Source organism: Dictyobacter kobayashii, assembly GCF_003967555.1.
In the GTDB taxonomy this organism is placed as follows: domain Bacteria; phylum Chloroflexota; class Ktedonobacteria; order Ktedonobacterales; family Ktedonobacteraceae; genus Dictyobacter; species Dictyobacter kobayashii.
The window spans coordinates 683756-704718 of the sequence record NZ_BIFS01000002.1; the positions used below are offsets into that span (position 1 = coordinate 683756).

Consider the following 20963-nt stretch of genomic DNA (forward strand, 5'->3'; position numbering starts at 1 on the left):
TTGTAAAGACGTCAGCTCAATCAAAGCAGATGCATGTTATTAGTAAAGATTGGATAAATTCTATGTCAGAACAGCCATACACCCACAATTATGCTACTAAAAGCATTCCAGACGTACTCTATACACGTGCGGAAGGTATACCACTCTATCTAAATATCATTCAGCCTGATCCACTGCCCGCTGAGCTCATGCCAGTGGTTGTATATATCCACGGGGGTGGCTGGGAGGGCGGAGATCATACTGGAACAGAAAATGCATTTCTAGCGGCCCAGGGCTTCTTCACCGTCAATGTACAGTACCGTTTAAGTGGTCAGGCTATTTTTCCTGCCCAGTTGCAGGATGTAAAGGCCGCTATTCGCTGGCTGAGAGCCAATGCTGCCCAATATCATATCGATCCCGAACGGATCGGTGTCTGGGGACACTCGGCCGGTGGCCACCTGGCCTCCTTTATAGGAACATCCGCCTACGCGCGCAAATTAGAGGGCATCGATAGCGAGTTTTCCTATCCCAGCAATGTGCAGGCAGTGGTTGACCTGAGCGGCCCGAGTAATCTGCTAACAATGGGTGGCACACATAACGATCCTGGCTCACCGGAGGCCCGTTTGATTGGCGCACCGCTACAAGAAAACAAAGAACTGGCCCGACGAGCCAATCCTATTAGCTATATTCAGCCGGGAAAGCTGCCTCCATTTCTCATTATACATGGCACAAAGGATGATATCGTTCCATTCAATCAAGCACAAGAGCTCTATACGGCCCTCACTCAGGCACAGGCAGAGGTTACGCTGCATCCGATCGAGGGCGAAAATCACATGTACTCCAACCTGCCAGACAGCTGGCAAACCATCTACCGGCTCACACTCAATTTCTTTAACAAACACCTGAAAGCGGAACACATACGCTAACCAGATCACAATATACTGCAACGGATGAGTATGCATGTACGTGTATAAGGAAACATGGTATATAGTATTGATAGGACGGTCTTCGCATTGCGTTCTTCCTTCCCGCTGTAGCTTTATAGCGTTGGAGATAGCCGTGACGATGGTGCTGACGATTGTCTTTGATCATCATCCATATTTTCTTGATAGAAAGGAATATGCAATGAGCACACGCGATTTAGGAAAGCATGTGGTGGAGTTGCATGACCAGGGGATGCTTGCCATCACCGGTGAAGGATGTCGCCTGACCCTCTCGCCTCATGAGGCAATTGATTTTCTCAGCTGGCTGAATCAGCACCGAAAAACTATCGAAGCAGCAGCCAGGGCCCATGCTACGGAAGAGGTACCTGAAATACTGCGCGAAGAGACCAGCGCTCCAGATACAGATCCGGATGAGAGAGAAAATCCAGTTGATGAGCCCTGATCGGACTCTTTCTTCCTGCAAATAGTGTCAGAATAAGCTACAATGGTACAGAGAACAATTGTAGGGAAAAGTTCACAAGCTTTCTCAATCCCATCAGTAAGTTAATGACAGAAGAAATGCAAAGGAACTTTTCCTCCCAGTCTATCGATCAAAGGAGATGCGGCATGACGCCCATAGACAAATCTATCAGTCCCCTTCGTTTCTCTGTCTCTACCTGGAGCTTACATCGCACTTTGGGAGACTACTCGGTCTACGGTCCCGACGCTGAAAAATCCATCTTGGAGTCAGTAGGTAAAAACGGACAACTTTCGCTGCTAGAGCTGCCAGCACGTCTGGCAGCTTTTGGTATTTCAACCCTGGAGATCTGTCACTTTCATCTACCCAGTCTGGATGCAGGCTACCTTAGCGAACTACGAGCCACGCTGGAACATGAAAAGATTGAGCTCTTCTCGCTCCTGGTAGATGCAGGTGATATCACCCATCCCCAACATGCCGAGCGCGACCTGGCCTGGATCCGCTCCTGGCTTGGAGTAGCGGGACAGCTGGGAGCCAAAAGATCGCGTGTGATCGCTGGCAAGTCAGAGCCTACAGCCGAGAATTTACAGACCAGTGTGCATGGATTGCGCCAGCTGGCAGATACGGCCGAAGGTCAGGGCGTTCGCTTGATGACGGAAAACTGGTTCGGCCTGCTTTCCCAGCCAACCGCCATCCACACGGTATTTGAGCAGTTAGAGGGACGCCTCGGACTCTGCTTTGACTTCGGCAACTGGTCTGGCCCGACCAAGTATGAGGACCTGACCTCCATTGCCCCTTATGCTGAGTCTTGCCACACCAAAGCCCATTTCTCAACCAACGATGAACTGGACAGCGACGACTATATTCGCTGCCTGGACATCACCCGCGCAGCCGGCTTTTCGGGTCCCTACACACTCATTTATGATGGACCCAATCCCGACGAATGGAATGGCCTGAGCCGAGAACGCCAGATCGTAGCGCCATATATACATCCATAAACACAAATAAGCTTCATTGAATAACCAGGCAGCAAGAGAAAAGAATGGTATAGGTTCGGCCCTCTGCGGCCGATTGCCGCCCTCCGCAGAGCCGGCGGCCCCGTATCCCAGCGCTGGGGTGCCTCATGGCATGGATTCTTTCCTTCACGCGGTGCCCAAAAGCATGGTCCGTACTTGGGCACCGCGTGGGCCGAGGTGTCAGAGATAAGCAACCGCGTGGTGAGGATACCGGGCCGCCCTACCGGGGCGGCAATCGGCCGCTGAGGGCCGAACCTATGCGCATCGCCTTTCTTGCTGCCTGTTCGTGCAGAGAGGGTAAAAGGGGACAGGCTCCAATCCCATGGTTCTGAGCTCAAATGCTTCGTATCTCAACGGTATTGGGACAAGCCCCGCACGTACAACGATCAGGAGAACCAGCAGACGATGGTTTCGCCGGTCAAAATGTCTGATTGGGAACCGGCCAGGAATAAGACGATTTTGGCCATGTCTTCTGGCTGCGCGATACGTTGTAGTCTGGATAGTCCTTCTTCGCTGCCAACGCTGCGTGTGGCCAGGAAGCGCCCGGTGTAAGTGGGTGCCGGCGAGAGGCAGTTGACGTTAACGCCAAATGGGCGCAATTCCTCAGCCAGGCAACGGGTGTAGTGAGAGATACCCGCCTTAGCCGCGGCATAAATAATTCCGCTACGGGCCGCTACATGTCCGGCGGCCGAGCCGACATTGATAATCTTGCCGCTGCCACGCTCACGCATATGGACCCCAACATACTTGCAGGTAAACATCGCCGTCAATAAGTTGCGCTCAACTACCGAACGAATATCTGCTGGATCAATATCCAGGGCATCATTGGGCTCTGGACGCGGCGTGTGGGCGCCGATATCACCACCCGCGTTATTGACCAGGATATCAATCTGGCCCAGTTTTTCCAGTGCCTGGGCCACAAAACCTTCTACCTGCCCGGCATCCGTCAGGTCCGCGGTAAAGAAGGCCGACCTGCGCCCCAGGGCCTGGATCTCCTCGACCACGGCCTGGCCAGAAGGCGCCTCGCCAAACTCGGAGGCGGCCTGAGTAGTAACGTCGTGGATAATCACGTCCGCACCCGCACGTGCCAGGTGGAGAGCATAATGGCGACCCAGCCCACGACTGGAACCGGTAACCAGGGCGACTTTTCCTGTGAGATCTTCTGCAGCCATGCGTTAAACCTCTTTCATGCTATCAACAATGACATCATTTTCAATCCCACTTCATCAAGCATGCCCATCCAGCTGTTTTTCAGCTATACGAAATACACCTTGCAGATAGGCCAGGCTTGAGATCAACTGGCGCTGTTCGTAGGCCACCACGGCATCCACTGATTCGCCGCGCTCAAATGGGGTCCTCCACTCACCTGCTGGCCGGGCATGGTCCTGTACGAAGCGCCAGACATGGGCAAATTGTGAGGCGGAGCGCGGTGGATATTCAAGCCAGTAATCATCGGCCAGCGCGCGCACATGCCTCCCCTCCAGGGCACCCAGCTCGACTACCTTCGTGATCTCACGCCCGGTCTGGTCCAGAATCTCCAGCATGGCTGGAAAATCAATCACGCCCTGCCCCAGCGGACAGCGAACCAGGCGATAGCCTTCTTCGCTCAGGTAGATCCAATAGTCTTTGAGATGCACATGTTTAACATATGGAGCGATCCGCCGCGTAAAGTCTATCGGCTCCTCAGCGGTGGCCAGGGGATTACCGGTATCAAAGGTAATGCCAAATTGTGGAGAATCAATGGTGGTGCATAGCCAGAGCAGCTCCTCTGAAGCAATATCCTGGTGGTTCTCTACGGCCAGATTGATGCCCAGGCGTTCAGCTACAACGGTTGCCTTCCGCAAGCCTGCCAGGGCCTGCTGCAAATAATCTTGCCAATGCCCCACCATTTCACGACGGTCACCTCCCAGTCGGGCACCTCCCACCAGGGTGCGCACAGTGCCGGCGCCTAAGCGTGCCCCCAGTTCGAGTACCTGACCGAGATGCTCAGGGTCAAAGCCATAAGTGTCGAGGGTAATAAAGAGTTGGCGCTCCTGGGCATATTGTTTGAGCGCCTCAATATCGGCACCATCCAGAAAGACAAAGGGCAATTCAACACCCTGCAGGTCCAGGGCGATAGCCTGATCCATCAGTTGCTGTGGGCGCAACGTCGGACGCCCGGCAGCGGGATGCACCCCCATACTAAATGTCGTGCCATAAACGGAAAGTCCAACACGCATACCAACCTCGCTTTCATCGTACCTGAAAGAGCTTATTCGGCTGTCCAGCCGCCATCCACCGTAAGCGCCGAGCCAGTCATAAAACTAGAAGCATCGGAGGCCAGGAAAATGATCGCTCCACCCAATTCTTCTGGCCGCCCCAACGATGCAGGGCCGTATGGTTGATAAAAAACTGGTTAGCCTCGGGATTATTCAATACAGGCGTATTCAGCTCGGTGGCAAAGGGTCCCGGACATAACGCATTGACGGTGATATTGTAGGAGGCTAGCTCCAGGGCCAGTACTTTGGTCAACTGGATCACACCACCTTTACTGGAACAGTAGGCGCTCCGTTCAGGCAATGCCACCTGACCCAGCATGGAAGCCACATTGACGATGCGTCCATACTGCTGCTTTTTCATAAAAGGGGCCACAGCCTTTGTACAGAGGAAAGGAGCCTTGAGATTGGTAGCCTGGACCAGGTCCCAGCTCTCCTCATCAAATGACTCCAGGGGCTTGCGAATATTGATCCCGGCATTATTGACCAGGATATCGATATGCCCAAAGTCCTTGATAATAGTCTGCACCATCGACTCAACCTCTTGCGACTGAGTCACATCCACAGCCAGGCCCAGTGCGCGGCTACTGGAGTTTCTGGCAATATGGGCGGCGCTCTCCTCGGCCCGCTCGCGCTGACGACTCGTCACAATCACATCCGCGCCCGCCTCCGCTAAAGCCTGCGCCATCACCAGGCCCAGCCCCCGATTACCACCAGTCACTAATGCCACACGCCCCTGCAGCCTAAAAGTCTCTAAATACATTGAACGACTTTCTCCTTTCATATCACCACCTGCAAAGACTATTGCGCCTGAAGCACAATTTTTCAGTGCTTCAGCCAGAAAAGCCAGGGCAGCTGGATATATCCATGCTTAGCGTATCGACACAAATTCAATTGCAGGCAAGGGAAATAGTACACAGTCTATCTCAGAAACAATGGAGGATTTATCATCACAGAAGGGAAGCACCATCTTGTTGAATCAATTTCCTCATCGAAATATATTCAGTACTGTTAAGTCTAATAAGTGGAATTTCCGGTGTCAAGGAAAAAATGTCTATACTTATGTATAAATAGGCAGGGATGTTAGCCAGTAGAATGCTTGCGCAGCAACAAAAAAAGGGAGCCACTGGAGATTTCTCCAGCGACTCCCTTCCAATAAGACAGCACGAACACACGTGAAGGAAGCGAGAAAGTGAGGTGTCTACTGCTCTCCTGCCAGCTCCGCGACGGCCTCAACCTCGGGAGCAACCACTTCAAGATGTTCGATCTGGCCGGGATTAACCATTGCGCGCTGCGCACGGATCAGTGAGACACAGCCAGCAACCAGACACATGGCGGCCGCGATATAGAAGGCAATATGCAAACCATCCACAAAGGGGCCAGAAATCAGATTCGGGAAGAAGCTCTTACCCAATAGTTTGGCCTGGCTGGCCTGGGGTAGACTATTGAGGACTGCCGGTGGCAACATGGTTTTCATTGGATTGAAACCCAGGAAGGCTGCAAAGAGGGCCGCGACAGGTGGCAGGTGCGCGACACCGGTCGCTACATTGGCAGGTAAGCCCGCTTGCGACAGACCATTGAACAGGGCGCTGGGCAGTGAGGCCGCCAGGCCAGCCGTTACAATGCTGAAGAACATACCCATACTGATAACAGTTGCAGCATTCTGGAAAGTGCTACGCATACCAGATCCAGCACCACGGGCGGAAGCCGGTACACTATTCATAATATCGGTTGTATTCGGCGAGGCGAACATGCCCTGTCCGACACCCATTACAAACAGGATGACGGCAAAGCCGGGATATGCGAAGTTTGTTGGCAATAAGGTAAGCAAGACAAAACCGATAGCCTGCAGGAACATACCTACCGCAGAGAAGATGCGAGCACCAAAGCGATCAGAGAGCCAGCCGCTCAGCGGTCCCATGATCACAAAACCAATCATCAGCGGCAACATGTAGATGCCAGCCCACAGTGGGGTGTCCTCAAAGTTGTAGCCGTGCAGTGGCAGCCAGATACCCTGTAACCAGATGATCAGGATAAACTGTAGACCACCACGGGCCAGTCCGGATAGAAGACCGCTGATATTGCCGGTAGTAAAAGCACGAATTTTGAACAGTGATAACTGGAACATCGGATCAGCAACATGCATCTCGATCCAGATAAAGGCGGCCAGCAGCACAACACCGATCACCAGGGCAGCAATCACCATTGGATTACCCCAGCCCATAGCAGAGGTGCCATATGGCTCGATACCGTAGGTCATACCGATTAGCAGAATAGTGAGACCCAGGAAGAAGGTGACATTTCCTAACCAGTCGATGCCCTGCTTCTTCGAGCTGATCGCCGAGGTTTCGCGCAGCTTCAAATAGGCCCAGATAGTACCAAGGATACCAAAAGGCACGCTAACCAGGAAGACATAGCGCCAGCTGATCACGGAGAGCACACCACCCACGATCAAACCGAGGATCGAGCCCAGGATCGCTACCATCTGGTTAATACCCAGGGCCATGCCTCGTTGATGGGCGGGAAAGGCATCCGTCAAAATAGCGGTACTGTTAGCCATCAAGAAGCCAGCGCCCACACCCTGTACGAGGCGGAATAAAATCATCAAGATGATTGCGCTATCGCCAGAACCAGGGGTCAGGAATAAGAGAATACTACCAAGCGTAAAAATGGCGAAGCCGAGATTATACAGTTTGACGCGCCCATAAATGTCACCAATACGACCAAAGGTTACAACCAGGGTGGCAGTGATAATCATATACCCCATCAGCATCCACAGTAGATAATTGGTTTCACCGGGAGCCAGAGGATTGACGCCAACACCTGTAAAGATAGCAGGCAATGAAATCAGAACGATACTAGAGTTGATGGTGGCCATCAACATACCAAGCGTTGTATTGGACAACGCAATCCATTTGTAGTTAGGACCAATAGGACGAGCAGACCTTGGGACCATTGTTTGAGACATATTTTATCCTTTTTACTCCATACCACGCTGTATGTATCACCCACACCACACCGTGTCTCCTCCACATTTTTCATTCAGACAGGGGATAATAGCTAATTAACTTTTTTTGGTTTGTGCGCTTAACGCGGGATTAAGAAGGGAGTAATAAAAACGTGCGTTTTTGTTACTCTTTAAAGCATACCCTTGAATATTGATAATTTCCAATATATAATTTTCTATATATTCATTCGTTTTAGGCTATGAGAGGGAAATGGGGGGCTCTTATGATTCATCCCAAACTTTTGAAAAAGCTCCTAAAACCGGGGGTGCAGGGTCCTCCCTGCCGGGGTGGCGGGGACACCCCGCACCCCGGCCTGACTTTTTATCACATTTTTAGTCGTTGAATCGTGGAAGCAGAAAAACCACGGTTCTTGGTGCACATGCCATTGGAACGACCAAGAACGAAAAGAAAGGAGAAGGTGATGTTGTCTCCAGCAATCTTGTTGTCGTCTCAGCAGTGGGCTCAAGCCACCTTTGGCTCGGTCCAACTGGGCGATCCACGTCGTGTGCAGCGTGCCGTCGATCTTGCGTTCCACCTTGCGCAGCATCCACAAGCGTCTCTGCCCGGTGTGTTGAGCCCGGCGGGCTTGGAAGCGGCCTATCGATTTGTGCATTCGTCGCATACCTCGTATGAACATCTGGTTGCTCCCCACCTGCAACACACACGGCAAGCATGCCACCAGCAGGCACAGGTCTTGTTGATTCAGGATACCACAGAGATGGATTACCAGGCTCATCCTACGACGCGTGGACTGGGGCCCATTGGCAACGGAACGCATCACGGCTTTCTGTTGCAAAGCGTCCTGGCTGTTGTACCTCAGCACGATCAGTTGTTGGGATTGGCTCATCAAGAACCCTTTTTGCGCCAGCCAGCCCCTGAGAAAGAGAGCAAGCAACAACGCTGGAAACGCGAACGGGAATCGGAGGTATGGGAGCGCAGTGTGCGCATCCTGGGCTCGCCTCCTGCTGGCAGTCAATGGATTCATATGGGCGACCGCTACAGTGACATCTTTGCGTTCATGCGCCAATGTCGAGAGCAGGGGTGTGATTTTCTCGTCCGGGCCTATGAAGATCGCTGTATTGATCTGTTGGTGGAACAAGGAGAGACACCGGTGCCCCCACGATCGCATCATCATCGTAGCCCCACGCTGCATTTGCTGGAGGTGGTCAAGCAGATGCCCATTCGGTCGAGCATGTGGCTGGAACTCAAGAGTAGCCAGAAACACCCGGCCCGCAAGGCCCTTTTGGCCGTGAGTTGGCAGCCCGTGCGTCTGTTGCCTCCCCGCACACGGGAAGCCAACCAGTGGCGTCCGCTGGTGATCTGGGTCATCCGTGTGTGGGAACCTGATCCCCAGAAGGGGTTGAAGCCTTGGACTGGATCTTGTTGACCTCGGTCCCCACCCACACGGCAACTCAAGCCCAAGAGCGGGTCGAGTGGTATCGCAGGCGTTGGATTGTTGAGGACTATCACCAAGGTCTCAAGACGGGATGCCATATGGAAGAACGAGAGATTCGGGATTACGAGGGGTTGCGAACGTTGCTGGGCATCATTGCCCCCATTGCCGTGCGCTTGTTGCAATTGCGTGTGCTTTCGCGTCAATGTCCTGACGAGCTGGCACGGGCAGTGATACCCACTGATATTGTCCTGGTGGTGGCTCATTTGAGTGGGCATCCAGCAAAAACCATGACGGTGCAGCAATGCTGGCATGGCATTGCACGTCATGGTGGCTACTTGGGTCGCAAAGGCGATGGCCCACCTGGATGGAAAACCTTGTGGTTGGGGTGGATGTATATCCAGAACGTGTTGCAGGGAATGCAACTCGCTTCCCTCCTTTCGAATCAACTAGATTTGTGTCAGACCCCGGCAGGAGGGCTAGCCGCCCTCCTGCACCTCCCGCATTAGGAGCGCAAAACCCGTTTTTCGGATTTTTGAAAAATCCGGGATGACTCATAGCAGGATTACGAGGACTGGCATGCCCCCAACATGCCTGCCATCACACTCCATCAGGGGCTGCCGCCCGGCACCCCGCTTTCCTCCGGAAGGACGGAGAGAAAAAATGGGGAAGGAGGAGAGGTGGATTTATTACAATTACGCTACTTTCAGACGGTAGCACGGCATGAGCATATGACGCGTGCGGCAGAGGAGCTAACGATCGCACAGCCTTCGCTAAGTAAAATGATTGCGCACTTAGAGAAAGAGCTGGGTGTACCACTTTTTGATCGCCACGGTCGCCAGATACGCTTGAATAAATTTGGCAAGATATTTCTACAGCAGGTTGAGCGCGCTTTTTTCGAGCTAGATGAAGGGAAACGGCAACTGCAAGATATGGCCGGACTCGAACATGGCTCAATCGCTATCGGCACGGCCAACGTCAATCTGCTGGCAGAGATCCTGAGCGTCTTCTGCGCCCAGTATCCGGATATCAGCTTTCGCCTCTTTCAACAGCCCAATCTGGCCATGATCGATCAATTGGAACGTGGCGAAATCGACCTCTGCCTCGCCTCGCCACCTATCACACAGCCTGGCATCCACTGGATCTCACTGATGACCGAAGAGATTTTTCTGATCGTGCCTGGCAACCATCGCCTGGCCGCACGCAGCAGCATAAAGCTGAGCGAGGTAGCTAACGATGCCTTTGTCAGCGTCAAGCCTGGCTATGGATTGCGCGACATCACCGATCAATATTGCCAGCAGGCTGGCTTTACGCCAAAAATCATCTTTGAAGGGGATGAGCCAGCCGCCATTCGTGGACTGGTCAGGGCCGGACTGGGCATGACCTTTAGCTCAGCGGTAAGCTGGCAGACCATTATCCAGCAACCAGACCCATCATTCAGTATACTACGCATTGAGGAACCGATCTGTCAGCGCACAATCGGGCTGGCCTGGTCCGAAGAACGCTATCTCTCGCTGGCTGTGCGCCAGTTCCGCCAATTCGTCATTGACTACTTTGCCCATAATGGCGAAACACTGGGCAATCTGCCACCATCGATGCAGACAGAGACGCCAGCAGGAACAGAAGACTAGCGTTCCGCTGTAACCTCCCTGGCCTCATTCAAGATGGAGAGTAACAACCCATCCAGCTCTTTCCAGGAGCTCTTAGGCTGCTGCTGCTTAAAAGAAGGATCGCGCCAGCGATCCAGATGCTCAACAATAAATGCATTCAGCATCGGATCGGCATCGCCCATACCCATCTCCTCACCAGCCTGCTTCAGTACAAGCAACTGCTCAATACGCACGCGCACCTCTTGAGGAAACTGGACAGCGGCCATCGTTTGGATGAAACTGGTAGGAGCCAGCTTACTATGTTGCTGCAAATACAATAATGCAATGATTGGACGCAACACATAGAGATATTTCTTGAGCGAGACACTATCTTTCTGCTCAATATAGGCATGATAGTTGCGATAGGCCATATTACTATAATGATAAAAAATCGATGTTTGAGAATACAAGCGTCGCGCAATGTCGCGCAACGCCTCCACATAAATAGAGCTCTCCTGGTACACAATCGGTGAGAAGAGCCATTCTAGCAAAGGTGGATTCGAATTGCGCAAGAGGCGCAAGGCTTTAAAGATATCCCAGCCATTGATATCCAGATCATCCACAATCGGCAACTCAATAACATCGCGCGGCATATCAAGCCGCAGATAATCATTCTGGGGTCGCACATAGAGAAAACGCACGTCATAATCACTATTCTGACTGGCAATTCCCCAGGCCCGACTCCCCGACTCACAGGCATAAATAATACGCACCTGCTCTTCCTGAGCAATCGTGGCCAGTGCCTCCTGTATGCGCGCGGACATATCCATACGCTGATTATCCCTTCCCTGGTTGTCATAAAATACAAAATATTTTATCCAAATATTCAATTATCTATACTCTTCATTATAATGCCCCCAGCGCAAACGAACAATAAACCAAAATGTACGTGCGGGGCTTGCCCCGCTTCTACCCTACCTGCTCGAAAAATCAACAATAATAATGCTATGCACCGGATCAGACAGTGGCTTTTAATTCTTATTGTTGCTTTATCATGCGGAAAGGTTAAAAGCGGGGGCAAGCCCCCACACGTACATGTTTTGCTTTTCTTTAATATTTTGCTTTTTCTTCTAATGGGAATGATCTTTCTGATTGCATTTGCGATCAGAGATGCGATTACGTGAGTGAAATTGAGAATTGATCGAGCAGGGAGGCGGGCGCGCTCCAGGATTCTTGTGGCCGTGGGACGGTATAGTATTCGCCCGCAATGCTATCTGGCGTGATGCTCATTTTCAGGTATCCGTGCCGGTCGTCACAGAACATGTTCAGGCTGACATCGCTGCGATCGGGGAGGGGAAAGGGTAGGTCGATCGGGGTAGGCGGATTTTTAATGGAGTCGAGCATATGGTGCAGGTTCCAGTAGCCTCCTCCTCCTACGACCAGATAAGTGATCAGCTTGTTATTGTACTGGCGACTAAAACGCTGATAGTTATGCACATGCGCCGTCAACACCAACTGTGGTATGCGACCAGTGGCTTGCATGGCATCATCCAGGATACCTTCCATATACTGGCTCCCGGAGTGATGCTTATCGGCCGAGAAGATGGGATGATGCATGGCCACAATCAAAGCTTTATCGGTAGGGGCTTGCGTCAATTCATTATGGAACCAGTTAATCTGGGTCGCATCCAGCGCGCCACCTTCAGGCACATTGGTATAGAGGCCAATAAACGTAGCAAAAGGCGTATTCAAGGTCCAGTAGACATTCGGCTGTGTCATCGTGTCACGTGGCGCATCGCCTGAAGAAGGGGCAATCTGGGCCTCACGCGCACAAAAATTGGTGACAAAGGCCTGCAGGGATGGGACCGACGTATCGATCAAATCGCCATCATGATTACCAGGAATAGCAAAAATGGGCGCGGAATAATGGGCGTTTGGCTCGTAAAATTGTGAATAATACTGATCCTCTTCCCCATAATAATAGACGACGTCGCCGAGATGGTAAAAGAAGGCAGGGCGCTCAAGTGGATCAGCAACCTGGAAATCATTCTCCATATGATCAATCACCAGTTGCTGATCCGCCGGACTTTTCACACCGCCAGTATCACCAGCAGTATGGAAGACCATTTTCCTGGCGGCAATCATGTCTTGAACGGCCTGTGCAGGCAGAATCTCTTCTAGATTCACATGATAAGGGGGCTTTCCAGTAGGTTGGGGCAGCGAACGAAACGGCTGGTTTGGAAATTTACCATGGAGACGATTGATCTGATAACCCTGAGCATCGGGCGCATCCGCGCTAAAGCGGCGGAGCCGCACATTATCTGTCATAAAGACTCTCCCTTCCCATCATCCCTATCTATTACCGGCTTAAACAACTTATACAGACAGCATAAACTTAATCCCTTAATATACAATATAGTTCTTTATTACTAAAAAATCAATTAAATACATTTCGACCTATAATCATAGTCGCCAGGAGATAAGAGGGGGTGCCTGAATGCCAGATCCAATAGGCCAAAAATACTAGTAGCGCCGTCGATTACCTTCATTTTTCCAATCGATATGGTATAATCGCAGGAGAATTTGTCACATTCAAGGTCAGTCCGAACTGTACGCTTCGCACTCTCGAAATGTTAGACGGACATAGACGATTTTTACTACGACCTTTCACGTTCTCAAACAGGGCTTTTTTCAAGCTAATTGAGCAGCCTGCCAGGCGCTCGATTTCCGCACACAAGAGCTCTAAGAACTTGACAGAATGGCACGATGCCCGCTCCTCTACATAGGACTAATGCTCCATCCTGCAGGATAGTGAGCAGTGGGTATGTATTGCATACATTGGAGAGGGCTACTACCAGATAGATATATTGTAGTGGTACATTTTCCAGTGGCTATTCTTTGTTACATTGCATAGGGGTAGTCCGTAGTAAAGATAAGACGAGCGCAGGAAAATTTGAGGCCGCCGGGGACATAATTTTTTTCGTAGTAATCAGGAATGCCCTGTTTAAGCAGGTTCCCCTGAAGGCTACCCCCAGGCCCAAATTCAAATAGAGGTATGAAATGGGAAGATAAAAGCACAGAAATGTGTTATCATAGATAGAAATAAAGAGATAACACCGCTGTATGTGCGTGAAGTAGGCAAGATGTTGAAAACACACTCCTAGATTTCTCCGACAACGCTCGTTCACTTATACGATACGCTTACTGTAATTGCCAATGAAGTCAGACGAGTCAAGCTGCTCAAAGCCAGCCGTATTTATCAGGCTGGCCTTACAATCAGATAGGCTGCCAATCAGCTAGTCGTTCCGACGACGTTTCTGGTTGCTTATTTAAAGCATGCTTTTAAGTTTTTTCCAATGTCGGTCGTCTATCATTACTAATACCTGTGCTAGAGAGTGCAGACCAGTCCATCTGGCTTGAATATCACATCTACATGTATTTATACGCAGTACTTATTCTATATAATGGAGATTCCTATGGCGACTATGCTTAAAGAACAACATAAAGAGGGGACCACACCATCGCTGCCATTTGAGGTTGATGACATGCAGATGGTTCCCGATTTCGAGGCAATGAGTGATATTCATGATGCTGAAATAGATAGAGAAGTTTTCCTGGAAGAAGAGGACGAAGAGGATGAAGATCTCGAAGAAGATGTTCAACTCGATACTCATCTAAAGGGACATAGCTTACTGGTTGCTGGTACCAGCGAAGTTGACGACTCGGTTGCAATGTACCTGCGTGAGATTGGTCGTGCACCCCTGCTGACAGCTGAAGAAGAGGTACGTCTGGCCCAGGCTATTGAGCGTGGTAAAATTGAGCGCCTGCGTGCAGAGCGCTTACAAATCATGCCAGATCGCATGATCATGGAGAGGGCAAATGAAGCCCACCGCCACCTCATCGAGGCTAATCTGCGCCTGGTCGTAAGCGTCGCTAAAAAGTACACTGGCCGCGGTATGTCATTGCAGGATCTGATCCAGGAAGGCAATACCGGTCTGATCGGTGCGGTCGATAAATTCGACTATACGAAGGGCTATAAGTTCAGCACCTATGCAACCTGGTGGATTCGCCAGGCTGTGAGCCGTTCGATTGCCAATCAGGCCCGTACCATTCGCCTCCCAGTGCACCTGGCGGAAACGATCAATCGCATGGGCCGCGTCAGCCGCTCGTTAGTGCAGGAGCTGGGCCGTGAGCCATCCCCACAGGAGATCGCGGACCGCATGGGCATCTCAACCGAGAAGGTGCTTGAGATTATCCATGTGAACCAGCGCCCCGTTAGCCTGGAGACCCCGATTGGCGAGGATAGCGATCGTAGCCTGGGCGACTATGTCGAGGATGAGACAACCGCAACACCGACTGAGGGGGCTGATCGTCAACTGCTTAAAGAGCAGATCAATAAAGTTCTCTTAAATCTGTCAGAGCGTGAGCGCAAGATCATTCAGATCCGCTTCGGGTTTGTAGATGGTCAGAGCCATTCCCTGGAAGAAGTTGGGAAAACATTCAATGTAACGCGTGAGCGGATTCGTCAGATTGAGGCGAAGGCGCTGCGCAAACTGCGCCAGTTGAGCATGACCCATCATTTACAGGATTACCTTGACTAAGAGTTGTAATCGTCATTAAAAGATGGGGTACTGCGACAATAAAAAAGTGTGGGAACGCTAACTTCAGAGTGAGCGTTCCCACACTTTTTTAGTATGTGTCTTACTGCCATCATCCTGGGAAGCGTGCCGCTCTTACGCGGACGTGCGCTGGCGCGCCCGGGCTTTTTTTCTTGTGTGGTGCAAAAAGTGTGCTTGCGTACTTTTTGCACCACACAAGAATACTCCTTGAGCGCCACAGGCGCTCAAACGCAGGTATAAATATCAGGGCTATTTAATGTCCGTCCAGAGAATGTACATCTTTCAGGTGTGGAGTGGGCGGCCGCAACCACCCACTCCACGCCCCCAACCCGGCGCCGCGAACCTTTGCCACGATTATTCTTCCCAGTATCTTACCCGGTGTTATCAGCGCGGCATTGCTGACCTTCTCGACGGCAATGGGAGAGTTCACGCTGGCCAACCTTTTTAATATCGCCTCCTTCCCGATCTATCTAAATGTGACAGGGCAGAGTGATCCCCATAAGGCAGCCTCTTTAACCATTCTAAGCTTTTTCCTCACGCTATTCTGTGTGCTGGCAATGCTGCTTTCTGTACGAAGAGGCCCTCTCGATCTCAGATCGCATCACAGTGATGTCTAAAGGCCAAATTGAGCAGTTGGATAATCCAGAGCAGATCTATCGCAAGCCTCAGACCGTCTTTACAGCCACTTTTGTGGGTGTCAGTAATCGCTTCGAGGGAACTGTTATCTCGGCAAGTCAGGGAAAATGCCAGGTTAAGCAACAGGACTTCTATGTTGCTGCGCAGCCGGAAGATTTTCAGGATGGAGATGCAATCTTAATCCTGGTTCGCCCAGAGCAGATCGCGATCCATGATCAGGATGAGCCCGAGTTAGCAGGGCCGCTGGCAACGCACAATCATATACCTGGTATTATTCAATTGCGCACATTTCTTGGTCCATTTACACGCTTCATGGTGAAGACAGCGAACGATGAGCTGGTTACGGTTGATGTTTCAAATCAACAGGCGCGGGATCTGTTTGTAGCACAATCTATCGTGATGACATTTTCGCCCGATAATTGCTATGTCTTGCCTCTGCAAGATAAAAAGCAAAAATATATTCAGAGCATCTGAATATATTTTTTTCATGAGCTCTCTTTTTCCCACCTACAGCGGGAGGAGGGGGAGGAAATGGGCGGGGACGCCCCGCCCCCGGTAGAAGGGCTCGCCGCCCTCCTGCACCGCCCGTTTGATCTCGAGCCTCCTGCTCCTCGCGCTGACGGCTGAAGGGAGATGAGATATATAGATAGCATATTTTTCAGGGGCGTTGCCCCTGAAAAATATGCTATCTATATATGTAAAGGGATTGGAGAGAGTCAAGGGATTGAAGAGAATATTTGTAGTGATGGGGGGCGGTTTTTGTAGGTTTATACTGGTGTTACAAATCGGGGGGGTGTAGCGTGGAGAAAGTACACTAATGGGGCAAAGGGCTGTTGGACATAGAGGATATAGAATAGGAGCGTGAGGATGGAGCAAGAACGATGGCGCGTACTTGTGCAGGGAATCGTGCAGGGAGTAGGCTTTCGTCCGTTTGTGTATGGATTAGCACGGCGCTGGCAATTGGGGGGCTTTGTCCTCAATAATAGTCAGGGCGTGGTTATCGAGCTTGAGGGAGCACTCGCCGCGCTGGAAGCATTTCAACAAGCCTTGCTGACTGAACTTCCTCCGCTGGCTCAGATCGATGAGGTGCAGGTCACGCAGATGGATATACAGGGTGAGAATGCCTTTGTGATTGTTGAGAGCCAGCGCCAGGCCGAAAGGCGTACTTTGATCTCGCCAGATACCGCTATCTGTGCCGATTGCTTGCATGAACTCTTTGAGCCTCTTGATCGCCGCTTCCATTATCCTTTCATCAATTGTACTAATTGTGGTCCTCGCTTCACAATTATCCAGGATGTTCCCTATGATCGCGCCAATACGACTATGCGTGGCTTTCAAATGTGTGAGCAGTGCCAGCGTGAGTATAGTGATCCGCTGGATCGCCGTTTCCATGCCCAGCCAGATGCCTGCGCCCGCTGTGGGCCCGGCGTCTATCTGCAGATGCGACCAGCTACTGAGTTGGTGGCAGCTAGTGGTACAGAGATTGAGCGGACCGCCGCCTATCTGGCTCAGGGTGCGGTGATGGCGATTAAAGGATTGGGCGGCTACCACCTGGCCTGCGATGCCATGAACGATCAGGCTGTCCAGCAGCTACGTATCCGCAAGCAACGTGAGGCCAGGCCATTCGCCTTGATGGTTGCTAATATGGATAGCGCGCGCCAACTCTGCCAGATTAATGATGAAGAAGCTGTTTTGTTGCAATCGCATCGACGCCCAATTGTGTTGCTCAAAAAGAGGGAACAGCAAATTGTAGCTCCCGCCGTAGCCCCGGGACATCAAACGCTGGGATTAATGCTGCCATATACACCGCTCCATTATCTGCTCCTGGCTGCCTGCCAGCAATATTTTGCACCTGAGCTGCCAGTCATACTGGTAATGACCAGCGGCAATGTGAGCGATGAGCCAATCGCTTATCGCGATGAGGATGCCAGCACACGCCTGGCTGCTATCAGTGATGGGATACTGGCACATAATCGTGAGATCTTTATGCGTTGCGATGACTCGGTACTTAAAGTGACAGCTAGCGGACCACAGTTCTTACGCCGCTCTCGTGGCTATGTACCAGAACCACTGATGTTGCCCTGGCCTGTCCTCATGCCTATTCTGGCCTGTGGCGCGCACCTCAAGAATACATTCTGTCTGGCCAAAGAAAAACAGGCATTTATCAGTCATCATATCGGGGATCTGGAAAATCTGGAGACACTACTCTCCTTCAGGGAAGGGATTGAGCATTTTAAACGCCTCTTTGATATCGAACCGGCAGTTGTCGTACACGACCTGCATCCTGATTACCTGGCAACCCGCTATGCGTTAGAACTTGATCTGCCCAGGATAGGCGTGCAACATCATCATGCACATATAGCCAGCGCGATGATTGAACATGCTTTGACTGAACCTGTAATTGGGATTGCCGCCGATGGCTCTGGCTATGGTACAGATGGCGCGATCTGGGGCGGCGAAATCCTGCAGGCAGATCTATGTAGTTTTGAGCGTTGCTTTCACCTCGCCTATATGCCTTTACCAGGCGGCGAGCAAGCGATAAAACAGCCATGGCGTATGGCCGCAGCCTATCTTTATGCCGCTTATGGCAGTGACTTTCAGGGATTACATATCCCATTCAGCCAGCAATTGCCCCGGCAGACCTGGAAGACACTGGCTCAGATGATTGAGCGGCGCTTGAATTGCCCGGCCACATCCAGCCTGGGGCGTCTCTTCGACGCGGTTGCGGCTTTACTGGGCATTCGTTCACAGGTGCAATATGAAGGACAGGCTGCGATAGAACTCGAGCAACTGGCGCTGACATGTAAAGATCCACAGCAGAGCTATCCTTATAATATCTCAACTCTCACGGCAGAATTGGAGGTACTTCCTACCATCCAGGCTATTGTCAGAGATATAGAGCAGCATGTTCAACCAGCCACCATCGCCCGCCGTTTCCATAGCACAATTATTCAATTGTTAGTAGATGCCTGTAAAGAGGTGCGCAAGAGAGATAGCATACATAAAGTGGTTCTAGGAGGAGGAGTTTTTCAGAATCAATTACTACTAGAAGAGCTGGTCACTGTTCTGGACCAGAATGCCTTTGAAATCTATCTCAACAAGAAGGTTCCTGTCAACGATGGAGGGCTGAGTCTGGGGCAATTGGCGATCGCGGCGGCGCAATTAAAAAAGATAAGCTGACATAAATACTAAAACACAATATACAAGCACGCCACCACTCCGGAAGCAGGAAAAACAATCTGCCTGCTAGGCCATAGAGTGATGGCGCTCGTGGTTGTGCCATTTATCACATGGCTGCGCCACAAATTAATGGTGATGTCCGCCGTGACCGCCGTGACCACCGTGACCACCGTGACCACCGTGACGATGACCAAAGCGGCCCCTACCAAAGCGGCGATGACCCCAACCACGACCCCAACCCCAACCACCATAACCCCAACCACCATAACCGAAGCCATAGCCATAACCGCCACACCCACCATAACCGCCATAACCGCCATAACCGCCCCAACCACCATTGACCTCATCTAACTGTTGGTCGGTCAATTCCTCGGCATCCACTTTCGCTAAAAGTTCGGGATACGACTGTTCACTCAGGACATCTACGCGTTGATCTGTTTTGCGATTAAACATCACGTTCATCCTTTCGTAAAGTATCAGGAAGTCCTACCGGGAAAAACTCCAGGTGGCCATGTGCCACTTCATATGTACCCTATGCTGATTTATATGTCAAGTCTACTATAATTTTTAGATCATCAAAATTTAATAATAAATTAATCTATTATCACCTGAACATATAAACCTAATAGAGATAAGCGGGAGAATAGACGCAAAAAAACAAGTATTTTTTATATAAAAAGTTATTTTGGAAGGATAGCAGGCCTTTTTAGCAGGGTAAATTGAGGGAAGGAATCGATTAGGAAAAATGGCCAAAAATAAAATTCTTTATAAAGAAATTTCTTTATAAATCAACTTATGGGGACTGGTATATTTTCTCGCTCGTCGGAAAACACAGCTAAAAATTTTTTTGAGGGCAACAACGACACTCCAGGTAACTTGTACCTGGAGTGTCGTATGTATGGTCATAAGCTTTAATTCATGACCATACAACTGATTAATGGTGATGTCCACCGTGTCCGCCATGGCCGCCGTGATGATGTCCGCCATGTCCACCGTGATGATGTCCACCCCGACCGCGACCACCACGGCCCCAGCCACCACGACCCCAACCACCGTAACCACCCCAACCACCCCAACCACCCCAACCACCGTATCCACCACCACAGCCGCCATAGCCAAAACCATTACCCCAACCACCGTATCCACCACCCCAACCACCACAGGTGCCATTGACATCCTGCAACTGCTGGTCGGACAATTCCTCGGCATCAATGTTGACTAAAAATTCTGGATACGACTGCTCACTCAGGATATCCACGCTCTGGTCTTTTTTGCTGTTAAACATCACGTTCATCCTTTCATAAAGTATCAGGAAGTCCCACTGGAAATTTTCCAGTTGGCCATGTGCCACTTCATATGTACCCTATGCTGATTTATATGTCAAGTCTACTATAATTGATGTATTCACTAAATTTAATAATTAATTAATCTATCGTTGCCAGAGCATGTCGATCTAATAGCGAAACACAGAAGTCTATCGCTCGTATAACGAAAAATTCCAGTATGAAACGCTATTCAATGAGGAAATTGAACTCTTTTGAACAGTCAAAATGGAGAATGAAAATGAGAAAAGAAGTCGACCAAAAATAAAGTTCCTCCTGAAAGAACTTCATTTTGTGTCTATTGGTGTAGGCTAGATTGCTTCATACCCGCTACCAGAGAGTAGCCATAGTATGCTGGAAACAACATTTGAAAATACCGCTTGATGACGGCTAACTGCGGCACCATGACGTATCGGTTAACATGGATCAGTTTCCAGGTGACCGCGCTCAGTAAAATAAATGGGATGAGGAGCAAAAAAAATATGAGCACGTGAGCAAGCTTATTGTTTATATTAATTGTTTATATTAACTGTACACTGAAGGGATGAATGATGAATGTTCCGCA

Annotated in this window: 17 protein-coding genes and 1 pseudogene; 10 read left to right on the forward strand and 8 right to left on the reverse strand. The window is 50.6% G+C overall.

Going from position 1 to position 20963, the window contains the following annotated elements; genetic code table 11:
- Positions 1–62 precede the first annotated feature (62 nt).
- The 3 genes from EL645_RS29725 (at position 63) to EL645_RS29735 (ending at position 2378) form a co-directional block, all read left to right on the forward strand.
- Positions 63–905 carry an alpha/beta hydrolase gene (locus tag EL645_RS29725; RefSeq protein ID WP_161977802.1) on the forward strand — a complete coding sequence of 281 codons (843 nt, stop codon included), beginning with the start codon at positions 63–65 and terminating at the stop codon, positions 903–905.
- Between the two features lie 199 nt (positions 906–1104).
- The gene (locus EL645_RS29730) at positions 1105–1365 is read left to right on the forward strand and encodes a hypothetical protein (RefSeq protein ID WP_126555498.1); all 261 of its coding nucleotides are present in this window, start codon (positions 1105–1107) and stop codon (positions 1363–1365) included.
- Positions 1366–1529: 164 nt separating this feature from the next.
- Positions 1530–2378, forward strand: a complete 849-nt coding sequence (locus EL645_RS29735) for a sugar phosphate isomerase/epimerase family protein (RefSeq protein WP_126555501.1) — start codon at positions 1530–1532, stop codon at positions 2376–2378.
- Between the two features lie 404 nt (positions 2379–2782).
- On the opposite strand, the gene EL645_RS29740 is transcribed toward EL645_RS29735, so the two are convergent.
- From EL645_RS29740 to EL645_RS29755, 4 genes and pseudogenes are all read right to left on the reverse strand, one after another.
- Positions 2783–3568 carry an SDR family NAD(P)-dependent oxidoreductase gene (locus tag EL645_RS29740; protein ID WP_126555504.1) on the reverse strand — a complete coding sequence of 262 codons (786 nt, stop codon included), beginning with the start codon at positions 3566–3568 and terminating at the stop codon, positions 2783–2785.
- Positions 3569–3622: 54 nt separating this feature from the next.
- Positions 3623–4615, reverse strand: coding sequence for a sugar phosphate isomerase/epimerase family protein (locus EL645_RS29745; protein ID WP_126555507.1), 993 nt, complete (start codon positions 4613–4615; stop codon positions 3623–3625).
- A gap of 32 nt (positions 4616–4647) precedes the next feature.
- Positions 4648–5435: pseudogene (locus EL645_RS29750) on the reverse strand (SDR family NAD(P)-dependent oxidoreductase).
- A gap of 417 nt (positions 5436–5852) precedes the next feature.
- Complete coding sequence (locus EL645_RS29755; RefSeq protein WP_126555510.1) at positions 5853–7619, reverse strand: MFS transporter; 1767 nt, start codon at positions 7617–7619, stop codon at positions 5853–5855.
- Between the two features lie 461 nt (positions 7620–8080).
- Between EL645_RS29755 and EL645_RS29760 the strand changes: the two genes are divergently transcribed.
- The 3 genes from EL645_RS29760 to EL645_RS29770 all read left to right on the forward strand — a co-directional run bounded on the left by EL645_RS29760 (position 8081) and on the right by EL645_RS29770 (position 10683).
- Positions 8081–9046, forward strand: coding sequence for an IS4/Tn5 family transposase DNA-binding protein (locus EL645_RS29760; RefSeq protein ID WP_161977803.1), 966 nt, complete (start codon positions 8081–8083; stop codon positions 9044–9046).
- On the forward strand, positions 9028–9561 hold the full coding sequence (locus tag EL645_RS29765) for an IS4 family transposase (RefSeq protein ID WP_126555516.1): 534 nt from the start codon (positions 9028–9030) through the stop codon (positions 9559–9561). Before EL645_RS29760 ends, EL645_RS29765 begins: the two co-directional genes overlap by 19 nt.
- Before the next feature lie 171 nt (positions 9562–9732).
- The gene (locus EL645_RS29770) at positions 9733–10683 is read left to right on the forward strand and encodes a LysR family transcriptional regulator (protein ID WP_126555518.1); all 951 of its coding nucleotides are present in this window, start codon (positions 9733–9735) and stop codon (positions 10681–10683) included.
- On the opposite strand, the gene EL645_RS29775 is transcribed toward EL645_RS29770, so the two are convergent.
- Both EL645_RS29775 and EL645_RS29780 read right to left on the reverse strand, forming a co-directional pair.
- A complete protein-coding gene (locus EL645_RS29775; RefSeq protein ID WP_126555521.1) occupies positions 10680–11471 on the reverse strand; it encodes a nucleotidyltransferase domain-containing protein in 792 nt (263 codons plus the stop codon). The two genes, EL645_RS29770 and EL645_RS29775, sit on opposite strands and share 4 nt — an antisense overlap.
- Before the next feature lie 346 nt (positions 11472–11817).
- Positions 11818–12969 (reverse strand): metallophosphoesterase family protein, encoded by a 1152-nt coding sequence (locus EL645_RS29780; protein WP_126555524.1) that lies wholly within the window; start codon positions 12967–12969, stop codon positions 11818–11820.
- A gap of 1148 nt (positions 12970–14117) precedes the next feature.
- Between EL645_RS29780 and rpoD the strand changes: the two genes are divergently transcribed.
- From rpoD to hypF, 4 genes are all read left to right on the forward strand, one after another.
- Positions 14118–15242, forward strand: a complete 1125-nt coding sequence (gene rpoD / locus EL645_RS29785) for an RNA polymerase sigma factor RpoD (RefSeq protein ID WP_307720594.1) — start codon at positions 14118–14120, stop codon at positions 15240–15242.
- Between the two features lie 311 nt (positions 15243–15553).
- Positions 15554–15877, forward strand: coding sequence for an ABC transporter permease subunit (locus tag EL645_RS29790; protein WP_126555529.1), 324 nt, complete (start codon positions 15554–15556; stop codon positions 15875–15877).
- Entirely contained in the window at positions 15870–16370 is a 501-nt protein-coding gene (locus EL645_RS29795) for a TOBE domain-containing protein (protein WP_126555531.1), read from the forward strand. Before EL645_RS29790 ends, EL645_RS29795 begins: the two co-directional genes overlap by 8 nt.
- 393 nt (positions 16371–16763) lie before the next feature.
- The gene (gene hypF / locus EL645_RS29800; RefSeq protein ID WP_126555534.1) at positions 16764–19076 is read left to right on the forward strand and encodes a carbamoyltransferase HypF; all 2313 of its coding nucleotides are present in this window, start codon (positions 16764–16766) and stop codon (positions 19074–19076) included.
- A 126-nt stretch (positions 19077–19202) separates the two neighbouring features.
- Here the strand turns inward: hypF and EL645_RS29805 are convergent, their stop codons facing one another.
- Positions 19203–19529: a hypothetical protein gene (locus EL645_RS29805; RefSeq protein WP_176599844.1), complete on the reverse strand. Its 327-nt coding sequence runs from the start codon at positions 19527–19529 to the stop codon at positions 19203–19205.
- A gap of 481 nt (positions 19530–20010) precedes the next feature.
- Complete coding sequence (locus tag EL645_RS40355; RefSeq protein WP_176599843.1) at positions 20011–20361, reverse strand: hypothetical protein; 351 nt, start codon at positions 20359–20361, stop codon at positions 20011–20013.
- Positions 20362–20963: the final 602 nt, after the last annotated feature.

Bases quoted from the DNA above. Each gene is read 5' to 3' on its own strand.
- EL645_RS29725 (WP_161977802.1), top strand. From the start codon at position 63: ATGTCAGAACAGCCATACACCCACAATTATGCTACTAAAAGCATTCCA.
- EL645_RS29730 (WP_126555498.1), top strand. From the start codon at position 1,105: ATGAGCACACGCGATTTAGGAAAGCATGTGGTGGAGTTGCATGACCAG.
- EL645_RS29735 (WP_126555501.1), top strand. From the start codon at position 1,530: ATGACGCCCATAGACAAATCTATCAGTCCCCTTCGTTTCTCTGTCTCT.
- EL645_RS29740 (WP_126555504.1), bottom strand. From the start codon at position 3,568: ATGGCTGCAGAAGATCTCACAGGAAAAGTCGCCCTGGTTACCGGTTCC.
- EL645_RS29745 (WP_126555507.1), bottom strand. From the start codon at position 4,615: ATGCGTGTTGGACTTTCCGTTTATGGCACGACATTTAGTATGGGGGTG.
- EL645_RS29755 (WP_126555510.1), bottom strand. From the start codon at position 7,619: ATGTCTCAAACAATGGTCCCAAGGTCTGCTCGTCCTATTGGTCCTAAC.
- EL645_RS29760 (WP_161977803.1), top strand. From the start codon at position 8,081: ATGTTGTCTCCAGCAATCTTGTTGTCGTCTCAGCAGTGGGCTCAAGCC.
- EL645_RS29775 (WP_126555521.1), bottom strand. From the start codon at position 11,471: ATGGATATGTCCGCGCGCATACAGGAGGCACTGGCCACGATTGCTCAG.
- EL645_RS29780 (WP_126555524.1), bottom strand. From the start codon at position 12,969: ATGACAGATAATGTGCGGCTCCGCCGCTTTAGCGCGGATGCGCCCGAT.
- rpoD (WP_307720594.1), top strand. From the start codon at position 14,118: ATGGCGACTATGCTTAAAGAACAACATAAAGAGGGGACCACACCATCG.
- EL645_RS29795 (WP_126555531.1), top strand. From the start codon at position 15,870: ATGTCTAAAGGCCAAATTGAGCAGTTGGATAATCCAGAGCAGATCTAT.
- hypF (WP_126555534.1), top strand. From the start codon at position 16,764: ATGGAGCAAGAACGATGGCGCGTACTTGTGCAGGGAATCGTGCAGGGA.
- EL645_RS29805 (WP_176599844.1), bottom strand. From the start codon at position 19,529: ATGTTTAATCGCAAAACAGATCAACGCGTAGATGTCCTGAGTGAACAG.
- EL645_RS40355 (WP_176599843.1), bottom strand. From the start codon at position 20,361: ATGTTTAACAGCAAAAAAGACCAGAGCGTGGATATCCTGAGTGAGCAG.